General features: G+C 27.7%; 15 protein-coding genes. 7 read left to right on the plus strand and 8 right to left on the minus strand.

Translation table 11 applies throughout. The features are described from left to right. Positions 1-166: 166 nt before the first annotated feature. The 5 genes from Q3304_RS12925 (at position 167) to Q3304_RS12945 (ending at position 3,732) form a co-directional block, all read left to right on the plus strand. Positions 167-919 carry an ABC transporter ATP-binding protein gene (locus tag Q3304_RS12925; protein ID WP_407813969.1) on the plus strand — a complete coding sequence of 251 codons (753 nt, stop codon included), beginning with the start codon at positions 167-169 and terminating at the stop codon, positions 917-919. Further along, positions 909-1,709: an ABC transporter permease gene (locus Q3304_RS12930; RefSeq protein WP_054270340.1), complete on the plus strand. Its 801-nt coding sequence runs from the start codon at positions 909-911 to the stop codon at positions 1,707-1,709. The genes Q3304_RS12925 and Q3304_RS12930 overlap by 11 nt, the downstream gene beginning before the upstream one ends. 377 nt (positions 1,710-2,086) lie before the next feature. Further along, positions 2,087-2,221, plus strand: coding sequence for a hypothetical protein (locus Q3304_RS12935; protein WP_054270339.1), 135 nt, complete (start codon positions 2,087-2,089; stop codon positions 2,219-2,221). Between the two features lie 150 nt (positions 2,222-2,371). Beyond that, a complete protein-coding gene (locus Q3304_RS12940) occupies positions 2,372-2,809 on the plus strand; it encodes a cytidine/deoxycytidylate deaminase family protein (protein WP_074178160.1) in 438 nt (145 codons plus the stop codon). 131 nt (positions 2,810-2,940) lie between these two features. Then, positions 2,941-3,732 (plus strand): N-acetylmuramoyl-L-alanine amidase, encoded by a 792-nt coding sequence (locus Q3304_RS12945; RefSeq protein WP_223195921.1) that lies wholly within the window; start codon positions 2,941-2,943, stop codon positions 3,730-3,732. A gap of 143 nt (positions 3,733-3,875) precedes the next feature. Here the strand turns inward: Q3304_RS12945 and Q3304_RS12950 are convergent, their stop codons facing one another. The 3 genes from Q3304_RS12950 to Q3304_RS12960 all read right to left on the minus strand — a co-directional run bounded on the left by Q3304_RS12950 (position 3,876) and on the right by Q3304_RS12960 (position 5,438). Beyond that, on the minus strand, positions 3,876-4,226 hold the full coding sequence (locus Q3304_RS12950; protein WP_054270337.1) for a hypothetical protein: 351 nt from the start codon (positions 4,224-4,226) through the stop codon (positions 3,876-3,878). Positions 4,227-4,228: 2 nt separating this feature from the next. After that, positions 4,229-4,612 carry a YtxH domain-containing protein gene (locus tag Q3304_RS12955; RefSeq protein ID WP_054270336.1) on the minus strand — a complete coding sequence of 128 codons (384 nt, stop codon included), beginning with the start codon at positions 4,610-4,612 and terminating at the stop codon, positions 4,229-4,231. Between the two features lie 442 nt (positions 4,613-5,054). Next, the gene (locus Q3304_RS12960; protein WP_054270335.1) at positions 5,055-5,438 is read right to left on the minus strand and encodes a PBECR2 nuclease fold domain-containing protein; all 384 of its coding nucleotides are present in this window, start codon (positions 5,436-5,438) and stop codon (positions 5,055-5,057) included. A 348-nt stretch (positions 5,439-5,786) separates the two neighbouring features. Here Q3304_RS12960 and Q3304_RS12965 point away from each other — a divergent pair, with 348 nt between their 5' ends. Next, positions 5,787-6,278: a prolyl-tRNA synthetase associated domain-containing protein gene (locus tag Q3304_RS12965; RefSeq protein ID WP_074178158.1), complete on the plus strand. Its 492-nt coding sequence runs from the start codon at positions 5,787-5,789 to the stop codon at positions 6,276-6,278. A gap of 118 nt (positions 6,279-6,396) precedes the next feature. On the opposite strand, the gene Q3304_RS12970 is transcribed toward Q3304_RS12965, so the two are convergent. Continuing rightward, positions 6,397-7,131: a class I SAM-dependent methyltransferase gene (locus Q3304_RS12970; protein ID WP_407813968.1), complete on the minus strand. Its 735-nt coding sequence runs from the start codon at positions 7,129-7,131 to the stop codon at positions 6,397-6,399. Between the two features lie 346 nt (positions 7,132-7,477). Between Q3304_RS12970 and Q3304_RS12975 the strand changes: the two genes are divergently transcribed. After that, positions 7,478-8,527, plus strand: coding sequence for an ABC transporter substrate-binding protein (locus tag Q3304_RS12975; RefSeq protein WP_407813967.1), 1,050 nt, complete (start codon positions 7,478-7,480; stop codon positions 8,525-8,527). Between the two features lie 130 nt (positions 8,528-8,657). Here Q3304_RS12975 and Q3304_RS12980 read toward each other — a convergent pair whose 3' ends face one another. The 4 genes from Q3304_RS12980 to Q3304_RS12995 form a co-directional block, all read right to left on the minus strand. After that, positions 8,658-9,005, minus strand: a complete 348-nt coding sequence (locus Q3304_RS12980; RefSeq protein ID WP_054270322.1) for a cupin domain-containing protein — start codon at positions 9,003-9,005, stop codon at positions 8,658-8,660. Between the two features lie 406 nt (positions 9,006-9,411). After that, the gene (locus Q3304_RS12985) at positions 9,412-12,885 is read right to left on the minus strand and encodes a hypothetical protein (RefSeq protein ID WP_407813966.1); all 3,474 of its coding nucleotides are present in this window, start codon (positions 12,883-12,885) and stop codon (positions 9,412-9,414) included. Between the two features lie 1,046 nt (positions 12,886-13,931). Then, entirely contained in the window at positions 13,932-14,678 is a 747-nt protein-coding gene (locus Q3304_RS12990) for a YdcF family protein (RefSeq protein WP_407815436.1), read from the minus strand. 16 nt (positions 14,679-14,694) lie between these two features. Beyond that, complete coding sequence (locus tag Q3304_RS12995) at positions 14,695-18,126, minus strand: GGDEF domain-containing protein (RefSeq protein WP_407813964.1); 3,432 nt, start codon at positions 18,124-18,126, stop codon at positions 14,695-14,697. Positions 18,127-18,146 lie beyond the last annotated feature (20 nt).

Here is an 18,146-nt window from a genome sequence, read left to right on the forward strand (position 1 = left end):
TATCCCCTACCTTATAATTTATTTATCTATAATTTATACGTACAAGTTACTAAGAAAATACGTAAATAAACAAAATATTTATATTATATTTATGAAAAATGGTACAAATAGGTCATATTGTTAATAACATAATATATACGAGCTAAAAGTTATAGGGGGTGGCATAATGAATGACAACATAGTAGAAGTTAAAAATATAAATATGAACTTCTACACTAAGGAAGGCGAGCTTGAAGTATTAAAAGATGTTAATTTTAACTTGAAAGAAGGAGAAATATTAACTTTGCTTGGTCCTTCTGGAAGCGGTAAATCTACAATTTTAAATATTCTTACTAATCTTTTAAAACCAACTAGTGGCGACGTAAAGATTACTGGAAATATTGGATATATGTTTCAAAAAGATAATTTGCTTGAATGGAGAAATATAATGGATAATATAACTATTGGCTTAGAAATTCAAGGCAAAAAAGATAAAAAATCTTTAGATAGAGTTGAAAGTCTTTTAAAGACTTATGGATTATGGGATTTTAGAAACATGTACCCAAAAGAATTATCTGGTGGTATGAGACAAAGGGTTGCACTTATTAGGACCCTGTCTGTAAATCCAGATATTTTACTTTTAGATGAGCCTTTTTCAGCTCTTGATTATCAGACGAGATTGTTAGTTTGTGATGATGTTTATAGTATTATTAAAAATGAGAATAAGTCTACTATTTTGGTTACGCATGATATTGGTGAAGCAATAAGCATATCAGATAAGGTTGCAATATTATCTAAAAGACCTGCTACCATAAAAAACATTTACGACATTGAACTTAATATGGAGGGAACAAAAACGCCTCTCAAAACACGTAAAGTTCCGGATTTTCAAAAGTATTTCGACATATTATGGAAGGAGCTAGATACACATGAGGCTTAATAAAAGATCTGAAGGATATATAAACTATGTTAAAGGTGTAAAAAGAGAAAAAAGAAATGTATTGTTCTACCAGTTATTGATTCTAATTGGTTTTATCATAGTCTGGGAACTTCTAGCTGACTTAAATGTTATAAATACATTTCTATTTAGCAAACCAAGTGATATTTACAATTTATTTATTCAGTATGCATCTAGTGGACAGTTATTTAAGCATATTGGAATATCTGTATATGAAACTGTCCTTGGTCTTGTTATAGGGACTGTTTTAGGTATCTTGGTAGCAATTGCTCTTTGGTGGTCAGAGAAATTATCAAAAATATTAGACCCATTTTTGGTAGTTTTAAATGCTCTTCCTAAGACTGCTTTGGCTCCTATAATTATAGTTTGGGTAGGTGCTGGAATAGAAGGAATCGTCGTAACAGCTGTAACTATTTCGGTTGTTGTTACTATACTTTCAGCTTACAATTATTTTATGAATATAGATGAAGAAAAAATTAAAATGCTAAAAAGTTTTGGAGCAAGTAAATCCCAAATACTTTTTAAACTTATACTACCTGCAAATACAGGAAATTTAATAAATTTAACTAAGATTAATATTGGTATGGCTTGGGTAGGTGTAATTGTTGGAGAGTTTTTGGTTTCAAGATATGGAATAGGATACTTAATAGTATATGGCTCTCAAGTATTCAAATTAGATTTAGTAATGATGGGCGTATTTGTATTGGCTATCTGTGCATGGGCAATGTACGCTGTAGTTAATATTATAGAAAAAATATACAATTCTAGATAAGTAAAATTTTATTCAAGATATTTGATTATTTTAGTGATTATAATAAGGAATGATTTCTTATAAGTAATCATTTTTCGAAATTAAAGAGATACATTTTTAATAATTAAAGCTGTAGGAATATTTGTGAAAATATAAGACAAATTTACCTACAGTTTTTAGTGTGTAAATAAGAAAGTAAATAATAAAAAAGATTAAATAATAATTATTTAAGTGATAATTTTAAAACTTACTGAATATAATTATATGTCGGTTAAAGACATATGAAAATAAAAGGAATTTAGAAGTTACATGTTGTATAAATATTGTATATGCAGCATGTAATAAATCTTAGCACTATTTATATTCTATACAAAAAGATATTTGAAGGGAGATTAAAAATGGGAATATTAGAGGGAGCTGCAATGATAAGAAAAATTGCAATTAAAATAGCTAAAGAAAAAGGGATTACAGAGCAAAAGGCATGGCCTGAAGCTGTAAAAGAATTTAAAGAAAAATATGAACTTCTATTATAAACCTTGATTATAAAACTGTCTCGATTTTATTGAGACAGTTTTCTTATTTTAAATTGCTTTGTTTCTAACATATTTATATATAAATTTGTTTTTAATACTATTTTTAAGGTATAAACCTTATATATTAGACATAAGTTTGGAGGGATTAATTTGGAAAATAAAATTGAAAATAGATGTTCATGGCAAGAATATTTTATGAGATTATGTGAGACAGTAGCTGAAAGAGGTACTTGTGATAGAGCCTATGTAGGTGCTATAATTGTAAATTCAGAAAATAGAATTGTATCTACTGGTTATAATGGTAGTATTTCTGGAGATAAGCATTGCAGTGAAGTTGGTCATGAGATGAGAGATGGACATTGTATTAGGACAATTCATGCTGAACAAAATGCTCTTTACTATTGTGCCAAAGAAGGTATCGCAGTTAAAGATTGTTCCATTTATGTAACTCATTTTCCATGTTTAAATTGTACTAAAGCCATAATTCAATCTGGAATTAAACATATATATTATAGAAATGGATATAGAATGGATGAATATGCTATAAAATTATTGAAATCAAGCAATGTATTATATACAAAACTATAACTTTAATACATTTTACCTAAATGCTCTATGAATTTACAAGATATCTTATATTAAATCTATAAGACATAAAAAGAAACAAATTTCTAAGTTATGCATATATTAAATAGAGGTTAAATTTAATTGAAAAGGAGATGCATAGCTTGAAAGTAGTAGTAATACCAGGGCATACTTTAACTGGAAAAGGTACAGGAGCTGTTGGATATATAAATGAAGGTAAAGAAACAAGAATAATGAATGACTTGATTGTCAAATGGCTTAAAATGGGGGGAGCTACTGTTTACACAGGAAGAGTTGATGAATCAAATAATCATTTAGCAGACCAGTGTAAAATAGCAAACAAACAAGAAACTGATTTAGCTGTTCAAATTCATTTTAATGCAAATGTCACAACTTCAGCTCCAGAAGGTACAGAAACAATATATAAAACTAATAATGGGAAAATACATGCAGAAAGAGTAAATGCTAAATTAGCTACAGTATTTAAAAACAGAGGAGCAAAATCTGATGTTAGAGGTCTTTATTGGCTTAATCATACTGATGCACCAGCAATATTAATAGAAGTATGTTTTGTAGATAGTAAGGCAGATACAGATTACTACATTAACAATAAAGATAAAGTTGCTAAATTGATAGCAGAAGGAATATTAAATAAATCTATATCAGATTCTCAGGGGGGAAATAAAGTGTATGAAAATGTAATAGTTTATACAGGAGATGCTGACAAAGTAGCAGCTCAGATTTTATACTGGCAATTAAAAGATGCTTTAATGGTTGAAGCATCTAGTTATAAGCAAGGTTTAGGGAAAAAAGTTTATGTTATAGGTGGAGAAGCTAATAAACTTGTAAAAGGTGATGTAGTAATAAATGGTGCTGATAGATATGAAACTGTTAAATTAGCATTAAAACAAATAGATAAATTATAAGAGAATGATTATTTTATAAAAATCTAATAAAAAGATGTATCTACTTGTTAGTTTATTAATTAATAGATACATCTTTATTTATTCATATTAATTTTATCGATAAATTATTTTCTGTTTTAATAATTTTTTCATTAAAACTAGAATTATTTTTTATCTAAAAAAATGTTTTTGATTATAGTCAATATATCAACTATAACATCCATATTTGATTTGACACTGTCTTTAGTAACAAGAAAATCTGCTGTAACTTCAGTAACTGCTTCAGTTACATCTTTCATATTTTCTCCTACTTCTCCAAAATTCTCTACAACACTAGGAAGATTATTTAAAGTTGTATTTATATTTTGTGTATTATCATTTAAAACAGTTCCAACATTACTTAAAATCTTATGTAATTTAGCAAGTACAATAATTAAATAAACTAAAGCAACACATCCAAGTATAGCTAATAATATATATATTATACTTATATTGATTGTTATTGTATTGTTCATTCCTATTCCTCAGTGACACTAACTGGTTCAACAATATCTATTATTTTATCTTCCTCATTAGAATGCTCAATGTTCTTTTTAGTATCTATATACTTTCTTATTTTTTTCTTTGACTCCATAAAATTTCCTCTTCTATCTTCTAGCTTGTTAGACATTTTATCTTTTACATCTACTGTTTTAATATTTATTTTTTCAACAATCTGTTGTGAAGCATCTTTTATGTCTTCTCTTGTTTCTTTTCCTGATTTAGGAGCCAACAATACTCCACTCACTGCACCAGTAACTGCTCCTAACACTACACCAGCTGTAGCAACTTTAGCTTGCTTAACTTTTTCAGCTCTTTGTTTAGCTTTTCTCTTATCTTCTATTTTCTTTGATAAACTCATATCTAATCGCCCCTTATTATAATATTTCTAAATATTATAATACATTTTTTTCCATAATGATATAGTTTCTAACTAAATTTTTAGAAACTAATACAAAAAAATACTTTTTTATAGATATAGGATTATTCATATTATTCCATAAATCACATTATATGAATATCTAAGAAATTATTTAGGATAAAGTAAGTATTCTTATACTTCAAATCTTTTATATAAATTTACTTAATAGTTCAAAAAACAATAAGAGAGGAATTAATCCTCTCTTTTAAATGTAATTAGATTTGGCAGGGCGGCGTATCCTGCATCTCTATTAACTACTCCATAGTAGCGTATTGGGTGCCCTTTCCAACCTCAAATCTAACTAATAAATATCTACATATATATTAATATTATAACTTATTTAACAATATTTTTCAATAGTTTCAAAAATAATAATATTCTGTTAACTTTCGTATTGTTTTACTCTTCCACTACTAATTCTACTTTCTAATTTCGCTTCTTTTATAGCATATAGTGAAGATACATATAAATATCCCTTTTTTGTATCTAGTTCTGTAGCCACTAAAATATAATCACCAATTTTTTTTATAAACTCCACACTTTTTCCAGGCTTTTTAGGATGACTGCCTATATATTCAGGAGATTTGAGTACCATTTTTATAGTATCTATTATATCATTAACAATATCCTTACTTAATTGACACCTATGTTTTTTCTTTATATGTTTTATAACACCAGAAGAAGCATAAATTTTACCAGTATATTCAATTCCAGCAAGTTCTGCAGTTTCTTCATCTATGATTCCAACAACTTTGTCTGTAGACATATAAAGCACGTTCCTTTCTAAGGTAATTTACTGTTAATACTGTAAAATTTATTAAAATTAAATATCTCTATTTAAAGTATAGTTTATTCCAAAAAGAAAAGATAGTATAATATAGTTTTTTCATATGTGACTTTATATAATCTCTTTTTATATAATCTATAAATAGTAAATAATGTTCTTTTTACAAGTATTTTTAAAATTTTTTAACTTTATAGAATTATATTTGTACATTAGAGCTTTATCTAAAAGCAAATAATATAGCATTTACACACCATAAAACGTTTTCTTTTGAAGTTTTATGTGATAATATTGTTTATATATAAAATAAATTTCTAATAGGAGGATATTATGGATACTCAACAACAAGAAGTATATAGAAAATTGGATGAATTAAATATACCTTATGAAGCTGTAAATCATCCACCAGTTTATACAATTGAAGAAATGGAACAATTAGAAACATTACATATGGAATTTGTTGTAAAAAATTTATTTCTTCGTGATGCTAAAGGGAAAGAACATTTTTTAGTTGTACTAGGTAAGGATAAAAAAGCAGATTTAAAAGACATTCGTCAACAAATTGATAGTAAGCCTCTTAGTTTTGCATCAGAAGAAAGACTTCAGAAATACTTAAAACTTACTAAGGGAGCTGTAACTCCTTTTGGTATATTAAATGATACAGATGCTGTTGTAAAAGTTGTATTTGATAAAGATTTATTAAAAATGGATAAAATAGGTATACATCCAAATGACAACACAGCTACTGTGTTTTTGAAATTTGAAGACATGAAAAAACTTATAGAACAAAATGGAAATGAAATATATTATGTAGAAGTATAATTGTTACTTACTAGAAAAGGCAAAAGAAATCATTACTTTTGCCTTCTTTAAAAAATACAATTAATCTTTCAGCTTAGCATTTAAAATTTTCTCTATAAGCTAAATTAACTATTCTTTACTATCTTTTTCTTGCAGCTACAAGTAACATCATAGGTCTGCGTAATTCATCTTTCATTTCAGGAATTGTATCTAATAGTTTTTCTTCTGGTTGAGGTTCGATTATTTCTAATATTTCAAATCCAGTTTTATTTAAAGTATTTAGATAAGTTGTCAGTGTTTTATGATATTTTATAACTTCTTCTCCTAAAAAATTAGATTTACGTACTCCTTCTGTAAAATATCTATCAACTGGCCAATGAAGATGATTACCATCCTTGTCACAATACCATTCTTGAGTTCCATATGCAGTGAATATAGGATGTTCAACAGAAAATACGAACTCACCTCTACTTGAAAGGCAGTCACTTATTTTATTACATATATCTTCAAATGATTGAATATAATGTAGTGCCAAAGAACTAATAACTATATCAAAACTATCTTTTAGAAAATTAATATCTTCAATAGGCATACATATGTATTTTATATTATCAAATTTTGTTTTGTTTCTAGCTTCTTTTAGCATTTTTTCTGAAATATCAATTCCAACAGCAGAATCTGCTCCATTTTCAACTGCATATTGACAGTGCCATCCAAATCCACAGCCCAAATCTAAAACGCGTTTTCCTTTAAATTCTGGTAACATTTTTTTTAAAACATGCCATTCTCCAGCACCTGCTAGACCATTTATAGAACGTTCCATTTTACTGTATTTATCAAAGAATTCATCATTATCATATTTATTTTGTTTCATATAATTTCCTCCATTTTAATTATGTTTGTCCAGTAATACTCAAGTAATTGCAAAATATAAAGTTAGGTTATTTCATATAAAAATAATCTAACTTTATATATAAATTCTTTTCATATAAATTAGTATTTATATATAGTACTCTAAAATAATATTATTTTAATTTTACCCTTTAAATTATAAATAATCAATATAATTTACCCAAGATTAAACATTGTTTAAAACATAAAACTCAAATTTATTTTTAGGTTTTTGTAGAAATAGAATAAATATAGATACATTTTTGTAACAACTACAATAAATATTTAATACTATATATTATTCGGATGTCTTATGGGAGGTATTTATTATGTTTAAAAAAATAGTTGCAATTGCAAGTTCTGTTGTTATAGGCACGCTATGTCTAACTGGATGTGATTTTAGTTCCAATGATAAAAAAGATGACTCTTCTTCATCTAAAAATCTAGATAAGGTAACTATAGCAGAAGTTACTCATTCCGTTTTTTACGCTCCACAATATGCTGCTATTACAAAAGGTTTTTTTGAAGATGAAGGTATAAAAATCGACCTTATAAATACTCAAGGTGCTGATAAAACTATGGCGGCTTTGATTTCAGGTGAAGCAAATGTAGGTCTAATGGGTCCTGAAGCATCTATATATGTATATAATCAAAATAAAAATGATTATGCAGTGAACTTTGCTCAATTGACTAAAAGAGATGGAAGTTTTTTAGTAGCTAGAAAAAAAATGTCTAATTTCTCTTATGATGATTTAAAAGGAAAAGAAATATTAGGTGGCAGAAAAGGTGGAGTTCCACTTATGACTTTTGAATATGTTCTAAAAGACAAAGGGCTTACTATAGGAGAAAATCTAAAAGCAGGTAATGTTAATGTAAGAACTGATGTACAATTTGGTGTAATGGCAGGAGCTTTTGCAGGTGGAGAAGGAGACTTTACAACAGCTTTTGAACCTACAGCAACAGCTATGGAAAAAGAAGGTAGTGGATATATAGTTACATCTATAGGAAAAGATTCTGGAGAAATACCATTTACAGCTTATTCCACTACTAGATCATATATGAAAAATAATAAAGATTTAATTCAAAGATTTACAAATGCTGTCTATAAAGGTCAACTATGGGTTCAACAAGCACCTAGTAAGGATATAGCTAAAGCTATGCAACCTTTCTTTGAAGATATATCTTTAGAAGACTTAACAACAGTTGTAGATAGATACAAATCAATAGATGCATGGTCTCAAAATCCTGTATTAAAAGAAGAAGGATTGAACAAATTAATGTCTGTTATGAAAGAGGCCAAAGAATTAGACAAAGAAGCACCTTATAAAGATATTGTAAATACTGAGTTTGCTGAGAATGCTATAAAAAATATAAAATAAAGAATATATGTTCATCATTTCAACAATGAAAAAGAGGCTTATCTCTATTTTGAGATAGCCTCTTTTTACAGTTTGAGATTAAAGTTTATATAATAAAATAGAAATTAAAGTACTAATTGTACTTATATATCTATCCTCTATATTCTGCTCCAGCATTGATTTTTGTGATTTGAACAGCTACCATTTCTTCTTTGCTTCCATTAGTAATCTCATGCCATTCTCCTGTTGGTACAAAGACAGTATCACCATCTTTTACATCACATTCATGTTCACCAAGCTTCATTTTACCTTCGCCCTTTAGAAACACAAATATTTGCTCACCATTAGGATGTCTATGAGCATTAAGAACTTGATTAGGTTTAAAATAATAAACTTCTGAAGTTATATCACTACCAGCGAATACTGGTATTTTTGGAACAGCTGTATCATTATATTGAGCTAAGCTTCCATCTAATAGATTCTTTTTATTTTCATGCATACTAGAAATACCTCTTTTCTGTATTATAGATTTACTCTTATTATTCCAATATAAAAAAATAGTATTCTCATCCTCAACAATAGGAATAAAATTCTTTTATTCTTAAAATGCAGTAAAGTTTACCTATGTACTTAAAGAAATGTACCTTTATGAATATAAAAATAGCCTGAGGTGATAAATCTTAAATTATTTTTGGCTATATAAATTTAGATAAGTAAAAGATATGAATAATTTTTATTAAAAAAACAAAACTATATAAGGACCACTTCGCTTTAGGCAATAGCACTGCGAAGTTAGTCCTTATCAAATATAAAAAGGTTAATATTTTTTAATTAATATAAAATATTTTCTTCATACACTGTAAATCTACTTTTTATCTTATTTAGGATAAAATTATTGTGGCAAATTAATATTTAGACTTATTTTTAGAACAATCATTGTGACAATTGCAACTGTGCTCATTGCAACAACAATCATTACAGCAATTGCAACTATGTTTATCACAACAACAGTCTTTACAACAATTACAACAAGGATCGCCACAACAACAATCTTTACAACATGAGTCATCACAACAACACTGTTCAATTTTCACTTTCACTCTTGATATATTATTGTTGGGATTTGAATCTGGTGTTGTTGAAGTTACTTTTGCAGTATTTATTAGTTTGTCATTACATGTTGGTTTTACAAATCCTCTCAATAGAATAACTCTTAAAGACCCTGCTGGTAATGTACCTATATCAAGACTTCCAGTCCATGGTTTAAAACTTATACCTCTATCCAATGAAAATTCTGCCCTACCAAGTTTATTTGATACATGGTCTATTAAAATAACATTTTGAGCATCTGCTGGTCCTGCATTTGATACTTTTATTAAAAATTCTAATCGTTCTCCTACACAAACTTCTTTTTTATTTACTAATTTTATTACGGAAACATCTGCTGATAAGCTTACTTCTGCTTCTGATGTTGAAGTATTGTTATTTAGATTTGGGTCATACGTAGTTGAACTTACAGTTGCAGTATTTACAATAATACCTACTGCTGTTTGGCTTACTGTTCCCATTATTATAATATTTCTTACTTCTCCAGCATTTAGAGTACCTATATTAAGTCTTCCAGTCCATGGATGGAAAGTCACTCCGTTGTCTATTGAGTATTCTGGATTTAAAATAGAAGTTGGTATATTGTCTGTTAAAATAACATTTTGTGCAGCTGATGGTCCTGAATTTGTAATTACTATAGTATAGCTAAAAGTTTCTCCTGGAACTGCTGCATCCATATTGTTAGTCTTTATTACACCTATATCTGCTGATGCAATAATAGGAGTTGTCACTGTTGATGAATCTACAACTGGTTCTGGTACATTTGCACTTACTTCTGCTGTATTTGTAATATATCCTGTGGCTGTTGAACTTACTAATCCCTTTATAATAATTCTTATTAATTGCCCTGGTGCCACGGTACCTATATTAAGGCTTCCAGTCCATGGTTGGAAAGTTACTCCATTATCTATTGAGTATTCTGGATTTAAAATAGCAGCAGGTATATTATCTGTTAAAACTACATTCGTAGCATTGGATGGTCCTTCATTAAAAATTCCAATTGTATATACAAGTTCTTCTCCAGGAACAGCTACATCCTCATCAGTTACTTTTATAATAGAAATGCCTGCTTGTGGATTAACTGGTGTAATAGTAGTTGATATATTATTACTTAAATCTGGGTCAGGTGTAGATGAAACGACTGTTGCTGTATTTACTATATCTCCTGTAGCATTTAAACTGACTATTCCTTGTATTAAAATTGTTACTGAAGCTCCAGCACCTAAAGTTCCTATACCAAGACTTCCAGTCCATGGTTGGAAAGTTACCCCACCATTTGTTGAATACTCTGGATTCAAAACAGAATCTGGTATATCATCATTTAGTACTACATTTTCAGCATTTGATGGCCCTAAATTTACTACTTCAATAGTATATTTTAATAAAGTACCTGGAACTGCTGAGTTAGGTTCTGATGTCTTAACTATTAAAAGGTCTGCTAACAGACTTACTTCTGTATCTATTGTAGACGTATTATTTCTAGGGTTTGGGTCTGCTGTAGATGAAGATACCACAGCTGTATTTCTTATAGTACCTATTGCTGATGGATTTACAACCCCTCTAATTATAATAACTCTTACTTCTCCTACTCCTAAAGTGCCTATATTAAGACTTCCAGTCCATGGTTGGAAAGTTATTCCTCCATTTGATGAATACTCTGGATTCAAGATGGAAGCAGGTATATTATCTGTTAAGATTACATTTTCAGATGGATATGGTCCATTATTTATAACTTTTATAGTATACATCAGTTCTTCCCCTGGATTCACAACATCAGGCTCAGACATCTTTGTAACTTCAATATCTGCTGTTATTACCAAAAGTGGAACTGGATTAGAATCTACTGAAAAATCATTTGGTATTCCTCCCTCTACAGGTGTATAAGAGTAATCTATAGTTGCTATATTATTAATTGGATTTGGATTAGGAATACCTTCTACTCTTACATCAAAGGTTACTTCAACACTTGTCCCTCCTCCAACATTTGGCAATGTAAAACCTATATTAGGGTCTACTCCTGATATAGATGCACCATTAACCGTTACACTTCCAGGTATAAATAACAAACCATTTGGAACGATATCTCTAAAAAATACATTAGTTAAAGGACTACTACAAGTATTATCTAGTCTAACTGTGTATGTGACTATATCTCCTACATTTGCAGCTGTTGTATTGCTTGTTTTTATTGGAGTAAATGTTGGTATTTCAATTTCTCTTAAAGAAACATCATCTATAGCATAATCATTTCCAACAGCACCTTCTCCTTCACTAAAAAATTCTACTGTAAGTTGATTATTATTTTGAGAATTAATGATAGTACCTACTTCTTTCCATTCTGGTGCGTTTGTATTAACTGGAATTTGAGTTCCTAATGTTGCCTGATACAATATATTATTATTTTGGTCAAGTATTCTTACGCCTAATTGTGGTGGTGGATATCCTGTTACCTTAAAAAGATTTAAAATCCATGTACTAAATAGGAAATTAGTATTAGGTGTAACAGATACTGTTGATCTAAAAAATACAGCGCCTGGATCAAAACCATTTACTACCATCATTCTACCTGTTTCATTTCCTGTAGTATGGTCAGCAATACGCCACCAAGCTCCTATAACGTTGCTCATCGCATTTGTCATAATGTTTTGTACTGTGTATTCTCCATCTATAGGTGTAAACTTAGTCGGGTCTGGTACCACATACGTAAAATCTGGCGTTACACCTGGGTAAGGTTCTATTGCAGGACCTGTATTACTTGGTGTACCTAGTTGGAAAAAACCAAATGTACCATTATCCGCATCTGTAATAAGATTTATATCAGATACAGATACACAAGGGTCCAATATATTTTGTATAGGTGTATAAATTACAGGTCCATTTAATATATTTTGATTTGTTATATCAGAACCTGTCACTGTTATTAGTAATGTGTTAGGTGTTGTAGAATCTAAGTTTGTTGAACCTGTAGGTGGATTTGTTACAAAAGTAATAGGTGGTGCTTGGGCAATTGGAACTGGACCTATTACTGCTGTTGCAAAATTTCCTGGTGTCGGTATTCCTCCTGGAGTTCCAAAAGCCTCTACAATCCTATAGTTACCATTTGGAACATTAGTAAACACATAATTCCCTGTAGCATTTGTAAGAACTACAAGTCTAGCTCCAGTTGTTATATTTTGTAACACAACTGGTACATTGGCTATTCCTGTGTCTCCAGTGTTGATAGTAGCACTTCTATCTCTATCAAAAATTATTTGGCCTGACACTGTTGCCATATTATCACTCCTTTGAAATTATAAAATTTTGTGTTCATAATATATTATTCTTTTAAATACTTTTATGTGACATTTTCATTCAATAAGCATGTTTTTTTTCTATAATATTCTTTTTTTCTTTCCATAATCCCCAATCTATTTAATAGCGTATTTTTTATGGTAGATAAATTATTTAGATTATAATTTTTAAAAACTATCATACAAATAAAAAATGGCATAAAATATACTATTTTATGCCATTTTTTATTAATCTAGTATTTTCAATATGTATAACAAGATAAAATTGTATTTTGTCAGTAAAATGTCAGTAATTTTTTTATTATTTTTTCTCTTTTTTTAGTTTTAAATAAATTAAAAACCATGCTTTTATATTCTAAACTATCATACAAACTATTTAAAAAAAATCAAATTTAATCACTTAAGATATTTTTTCGGATTAAACTATATACATCTCATTTTTTATTTATGTTCTATTTTAATCATAAAATTCTCAGTATTTTATTCACTTAATAATAATAGCAAATTAAAAGTAACTTCAAAATACACGTTGAAATCTAGTTGAATTTTATAACATTTACTGACTTTGATTATTTCGTATTTTTTATTCTAATTATTTTCGTAATCTTGCCTAAAATAACGACTTATTATTTTAGTTTTTAAGTGGCTTATATATTTTTTATTGATGTTTTATACCTTTGAGGATAAAATAAGCTTAGAATTTATTTAAACGTCTAATTGTACGCCTCAAGCTAAAATTAAGAATTTTAGTTAACTTTATTTTTATTATGTAAACTAAAAAGTCTTTTTAAAATTCTATCTATATTTATAACAATTAGTACAATCTTGAAACTATTTTTATATTGATTTGTATTAATATTATGAATATTTTATTTACGTTTATGATATTAATATAAAATGCCAAGGAGATTTGTAAAGATGAGAAATGGATTAAAATTAAAAGAAAAGATAATTTTATAACTTTTGGTTTATCATATAAAAAAAGACTGGATATAGGTTTATAATTTATATCCAGTCTTCTTAATTTATTATCTATCAAAAACAATTGTTTTCCATAGTGCAAAAAATTCTCTTGTATAATAAGTAGGTATAAATGAAAGTTTTGATTTACTAGCATAAAAAGAGGTGTTTTTATATCCATTTCTATATGCCAATATTTTACTTCTAAGAACATGAAAATCTGTTGTTACTATTTTTATTCTTAAGTCTTTTAATTTTTCTTTGCTATGTTCTTCTATCTTTAACTTTGAATACTTAAAATTTTCGTAAGTATTAGTAGCTTTATCTTCCTCTATTATTCTATTCTTATTTATACCATTTTTTGTAAGATAATCTTTCATAGCTTTTGCCTCAGTTATATTTTCTCCATTTCCTTTACCACCTGATACAACCACATAACAATCATCATTAACTTTTAAATATTTTAAGGCTGTGTTTAATCTTCCCTTTAAGGTTGTACTTGGTGTATTCTTCTTTACAGAAGCTCCTAAAATCAATAGATAATCACTCTTTACTTCAAAGTTATTTTTTGGGTAAAAAATAATCAAACTTTCAGTAACTATGAACACTATTAGAAAAACACTAATTATTATCTTTAGCAATTTATAAAAAACCTTCTTTTCTTTAATTTTATTCTTAAATATTTGATAAACAATTAATAGGATTCCTACAACTAAGAAAATTTCACTAAATGAAATCCCTCCAAAAACTATTTTAAGATAAAAATAGTAAATTACAAATACTATGCCCAATATTAAACTAACACTATTTAACATATTCTCATAATCCTTTTTATTTATTTTTGTACAAAGAAATATCTATACACTCTATGAGACAGTTATATTCTCCATCTATCCAATTAATCCAACTTGCTATACTTATATTTGTACCAAATGTATTTGTCTCCATATTGAATTTCGAGTGTTTATTTTCTTCCAATCCATTAAGAGGACAATTATCACAAGGTTTATTAGATTTTAATAATGATTTATAACAAGCCTCACCTAGTTTTATTTCTAAATCTAGGCTTGATACCTTATTATTGATAAAGAGAAGTTCATAAGTATTTGGATTTACTATATATATATAATTATCAATGGAATCAAGGACTTCCTTAAGTACAGGTTTAGATTTTTCATTTTTATTTACTTTTTCTATGTTATCGTAATCTATATTGCTAACTTCATTTTGATAAGCGTAATCATTGTAAAGTGCATATTTATCTTTACCTTTACTTTTTGCATAATAAAGTGCTATATCTGCTTTTTGATAAAGGTCTTCAAATATAGTTCCATGTTCTGGAACAAATGAAATTCCAACTGTACCTGATATTTTATATGTCTTTTTGTTTTCAGTATAAGAGTTTCTAAATATATCACATATTTTTTCAGCTTTCTTTTTAGCATTATCAAAAGATTGAATATTCTTTAAGAATACTATAAATTCATCTCCACCAATACGACCCACTATATCATCTTTTCTAAATATAGGTTTTAGATGTTTAGAAACCTCAAATAATACTTTATCTCCAAATACATGTCCTAAATTATCATTTACAGATTTAAAGTTATCTATATCAACAATTAAAAATGCATGTATTCCTAAGCTTGACTCTTCAGAACCTAAGAAATCATTAATTAGTTTTTCAGTAGTCCCTTTATTATATAATCCTGTAAGGGTATCCCTTTCTGCTTTTATTTTTAATCTAATTTCTTCATTCTTCTGTTTATCAATATCTTTAACATAAGCAAGAGCTTTTATATCATTCGTAATAGAGTCTTTTATCAGGTGCATCGTGCAAATAACCCAAATCATTTTATTTTCTTGATTCATTCTTCGATATTCTAATTTTATTTCACTTATATTATTCTTGTGTGCAGTTAACAAATTCTTACACAAAAATGTATTTAAAAATACATCTTTATCATCTTTATAGATAATATTCTTTGCTATATTTTTTACCATCTCTGAGTAGTTATTGTCGGGCTTAATTCCGAATTCTTTATACCAGTTTTCATTTCCTCTTATAAAAGTATCTTTTGATACATTTATCTCATAAGTTATCATTGCTTCTGATAATATGGCTGAATGATATTTGCCTTCTTGATTATATCTTATTTCTGCCTCTTTTTGTTCGCTTATATCTTCTTGTATACCAATTGCTCTTACAGGTTTCCCATCTTCATCAAAAACTGTGGTCAAAGTAACCTTATTCCATACGTAACTTTTATCTGGAAGTTTTATCTTAATTATACAATTTGCTATCTTTGCTCCATTCATTATTTTCTCGTACATATTTATAAAATCATCACTAAAATCTTTATGAATTATTCCTGATTCTACTAAAGAATATGGAACATTTTCAGTAATATTAGGAATATTGTACTTATCGAGTTCTTTATTAGTATTTAAAAGTGATTTTGTTTCTATATCATATTCAAATATAGTATTTGATGTTTGTCTTAATGCAATTCTAACTCTTTCTTCATTGATTTTAAGTTTTTGCTCTACATTTTTCAAATCAGTTATATCAGTCAAAATCCAAATACCTTTTTCACTTCCATCACCATCAATAATTAGCCTTCCTTTTACAGAAACCCAGATAATATTACCATCTCGTCTTATTATTCTATGTTCATATTCAGCTATACCTTTTTTATCTAACTGATGTTTTATACTTTCAAGAGTCTTTTTTCTATCATCGTAAAAAACGAGAGTACATGCCCTGTATTGAAGTTCTTCTTCTAGTTGTTTGCGAGTATATCCAATCATTGAAAGATAACCAGCATTAGTGTATTGTATAGTAAAATCTTCATTAAAGTCTGTTATAAGTATACCACCTAAAATATTTTCTGATACCATTTCAAGTTCTAGATTTTTTTGTTCCATTTCTTTTTCTAATTGTTTCGTTTTTGTAATGTCTACTGTTACACAACAAAGATACTCTTTACCATCAGGTTCTGTTATAATTTCTCCTTTATTTAAAACCCACACTACATCACAATTTTTTGTTATAACTCTGTATTCTAGCTCAATAGTTTTGTTTTTGTGAAGCTGTTCAGAAATCTCCTCTTTTATTCTTTTTACATCTTCTTTATATATTAGATTATAAAAGTCATTATTAAATATGGTTTCTATTTCTTCTCTTGTATAACCAAACAAATCTATAAATCCATCACTTAAAAAATTAAATTCATACCTTTCTCCAATCGTACATTTTTGTACTCCTCCAGGGATGCTATTTGTAATAGATGATATTTCTTTGTTTGTTTTTAATATATGTCTTCGAGATTTATTATTTTTATAAAAGATGTATATTATAAGTATAATAAATAATAAGAATACTTTAAAAATTAGAGAAAATGCTAATTGATTTATTTTATCAATATTTTTTCTTACAGTATATTGTGGTATAACAGAAAGCACATACCAATCATTTACGCCAATTGGTGTATAAGTGGCATACCTATTCTCTCCTTTATATTCATATGATGTAAAACCACTTTTGTTATTCTTTGTGTCCTCGTATATTTTTTTATAGCTATAACCTTCATCAAAAGAAGCCTTTTTAAATATATCATATATATTACTACTAGATTTAATGATATTATTTGTATGCGAAGATTTTAGAACAAATTGTCCACTAGATTCAAATATATCTATATATCCCTCACTATTAAAACTTGTTATATCTATAAATTCAGCTAGTTTATCATTGTAATAAGAACCATACAAAATACCAACTACATCATTATTTTTAAATATAGGTGTGGCTATAACAAAAGTATCTTTTCCATCAATTGGAGATTTCACAACCTCAGATATATTACTTTCTCCTCTAATTGCTTTTTTAAAATATTCATAATTTGATACATCGATAGTTTTTCCATCACTAGTATGACTTATCCCCTTAGGAGATACAATAGATATTCTTTGAAAATCAGATTCCTTTGATATTCTAGATAACAATGGAATTATTTCTTGATTATCTATAGTATCAAAGTATGAAACCATATTTGATACACTTTTAATGAATGATAAAGAACTATCCAATTTTATTTTTATTGCATTAGAACTTTGAAGAGATATCTCTTTTAAATTAACTTTATTATTTTCTTCTTCTTGAACATTAGTTTTAAATGCAAAGTCAGAAAAAGAAATTATTGTAAATAAAAATATTAAAACAATACTCAATATGCTCTTTAAAGATTTTGCTCTTATCATTTATTTACCACCTCCCATTT

This window comes from Clostridioides sp. GD02377, assembly GCF_045899875.1.
Classification (GTDB): Bacteria; Bacillota; Clostridia; order Peptostreptococcales; family Peptostreptococcaceae; genus Clostridioides; species Clostridioides difficile_A.

Coding starts and splice junctions, on each gene's coding strand:
- Q3304_RS12925 (WP_407813969.1), top strand. CDS start 167: ATGAATGACAACATAGTAGAAGTTAAAAATATAAATATGAACTTCTAC.
- Q3304_RS12930 (WP_054270340.1), top strand. CDS start 909: ATGAGGCTTAATAAAAGATCTGAAGGATATATAAACTATGTTAAAGGT.
- Q3304_RS12935 (WP_054270339.1), top strand. CDS start 2,087: ATGGGAATATTAGAGGGAGCTGCAATGATAAGAAAAATTGCAATTAAA.
- Q3304_RS12945 (WP_223195921.1), top strand. CDS start 2,941: ATGCATAGCTTGAAAGTAGTAGTAATACCAGGGCATACTTTAACTGGA.
- Q3304_RS12950 (WP_054270337.1), bottom strand. CDS start 4,226: ATGAACAATACAATAACAATCAATATAAGTATAATATATATATTATTA.
- Q3304_RS12955 (WP_054270336.1), bottom strand. CDS start 4,612: ATGAGTTTATCAAAGAAAATAGAAGATAAGAGAAAAGCTAAACAAAGA.
- Q3304_RS12960 (WP_054270335.1), bottom strand. CDS start 5,438: ATGTCTACAGACAAAGTTGTTGGAATCATAGATGAAGAAACTGCAGAA.
- Q3304_RS12965 (WP_074178158.1), top strand. CDS start 5,787: ATGGATACTCAACAACAAGAAGTATATAGAAAATTGGATGAATTAAAT.
- Q3304_RS12970 (WP_407813968.1), bottom strand. CDS start 7,131: ATGAAACAAAATAAATATGATAATGATGAATTCTTTGATAAATACAGT.
- Q3304_RS12975 (WP_407813967.1), top strand. CDS start 7,478: ATGTTTAAAAAAATAGTTGCAATTGCAAGTTCTGTTGTTATAGGCACG.
- Q3304_RS12980 (WP_054270322.1), bottom strand. CDS start 9,005: ATGCATGAAAATAAAAAGAATCTATTAGATGGAAGCTTAGCTCAATAT.
- Q3304_RS12985 (WP_407813966.1), bottom strand. CDS start 12,885: ATGGCAACAGTGTCAGGCCAAATAATTTTTGATAGAGATAGAAGTGCT.
- Q3304_RS12990 (WP_407815436.1), bottom strand. CDS start 14,678: ATGTTAAATAGTGTTAGTTTAATATTGGGCATAGTATTTGTAATTTAC.
- Q3304_RS12995 (WP_407813964.1), bottom strand. CDS start 18,126: ATGATAAGAGCAAAATCTTTAAAGAGCATATTGAGTATTGTTTTAATA.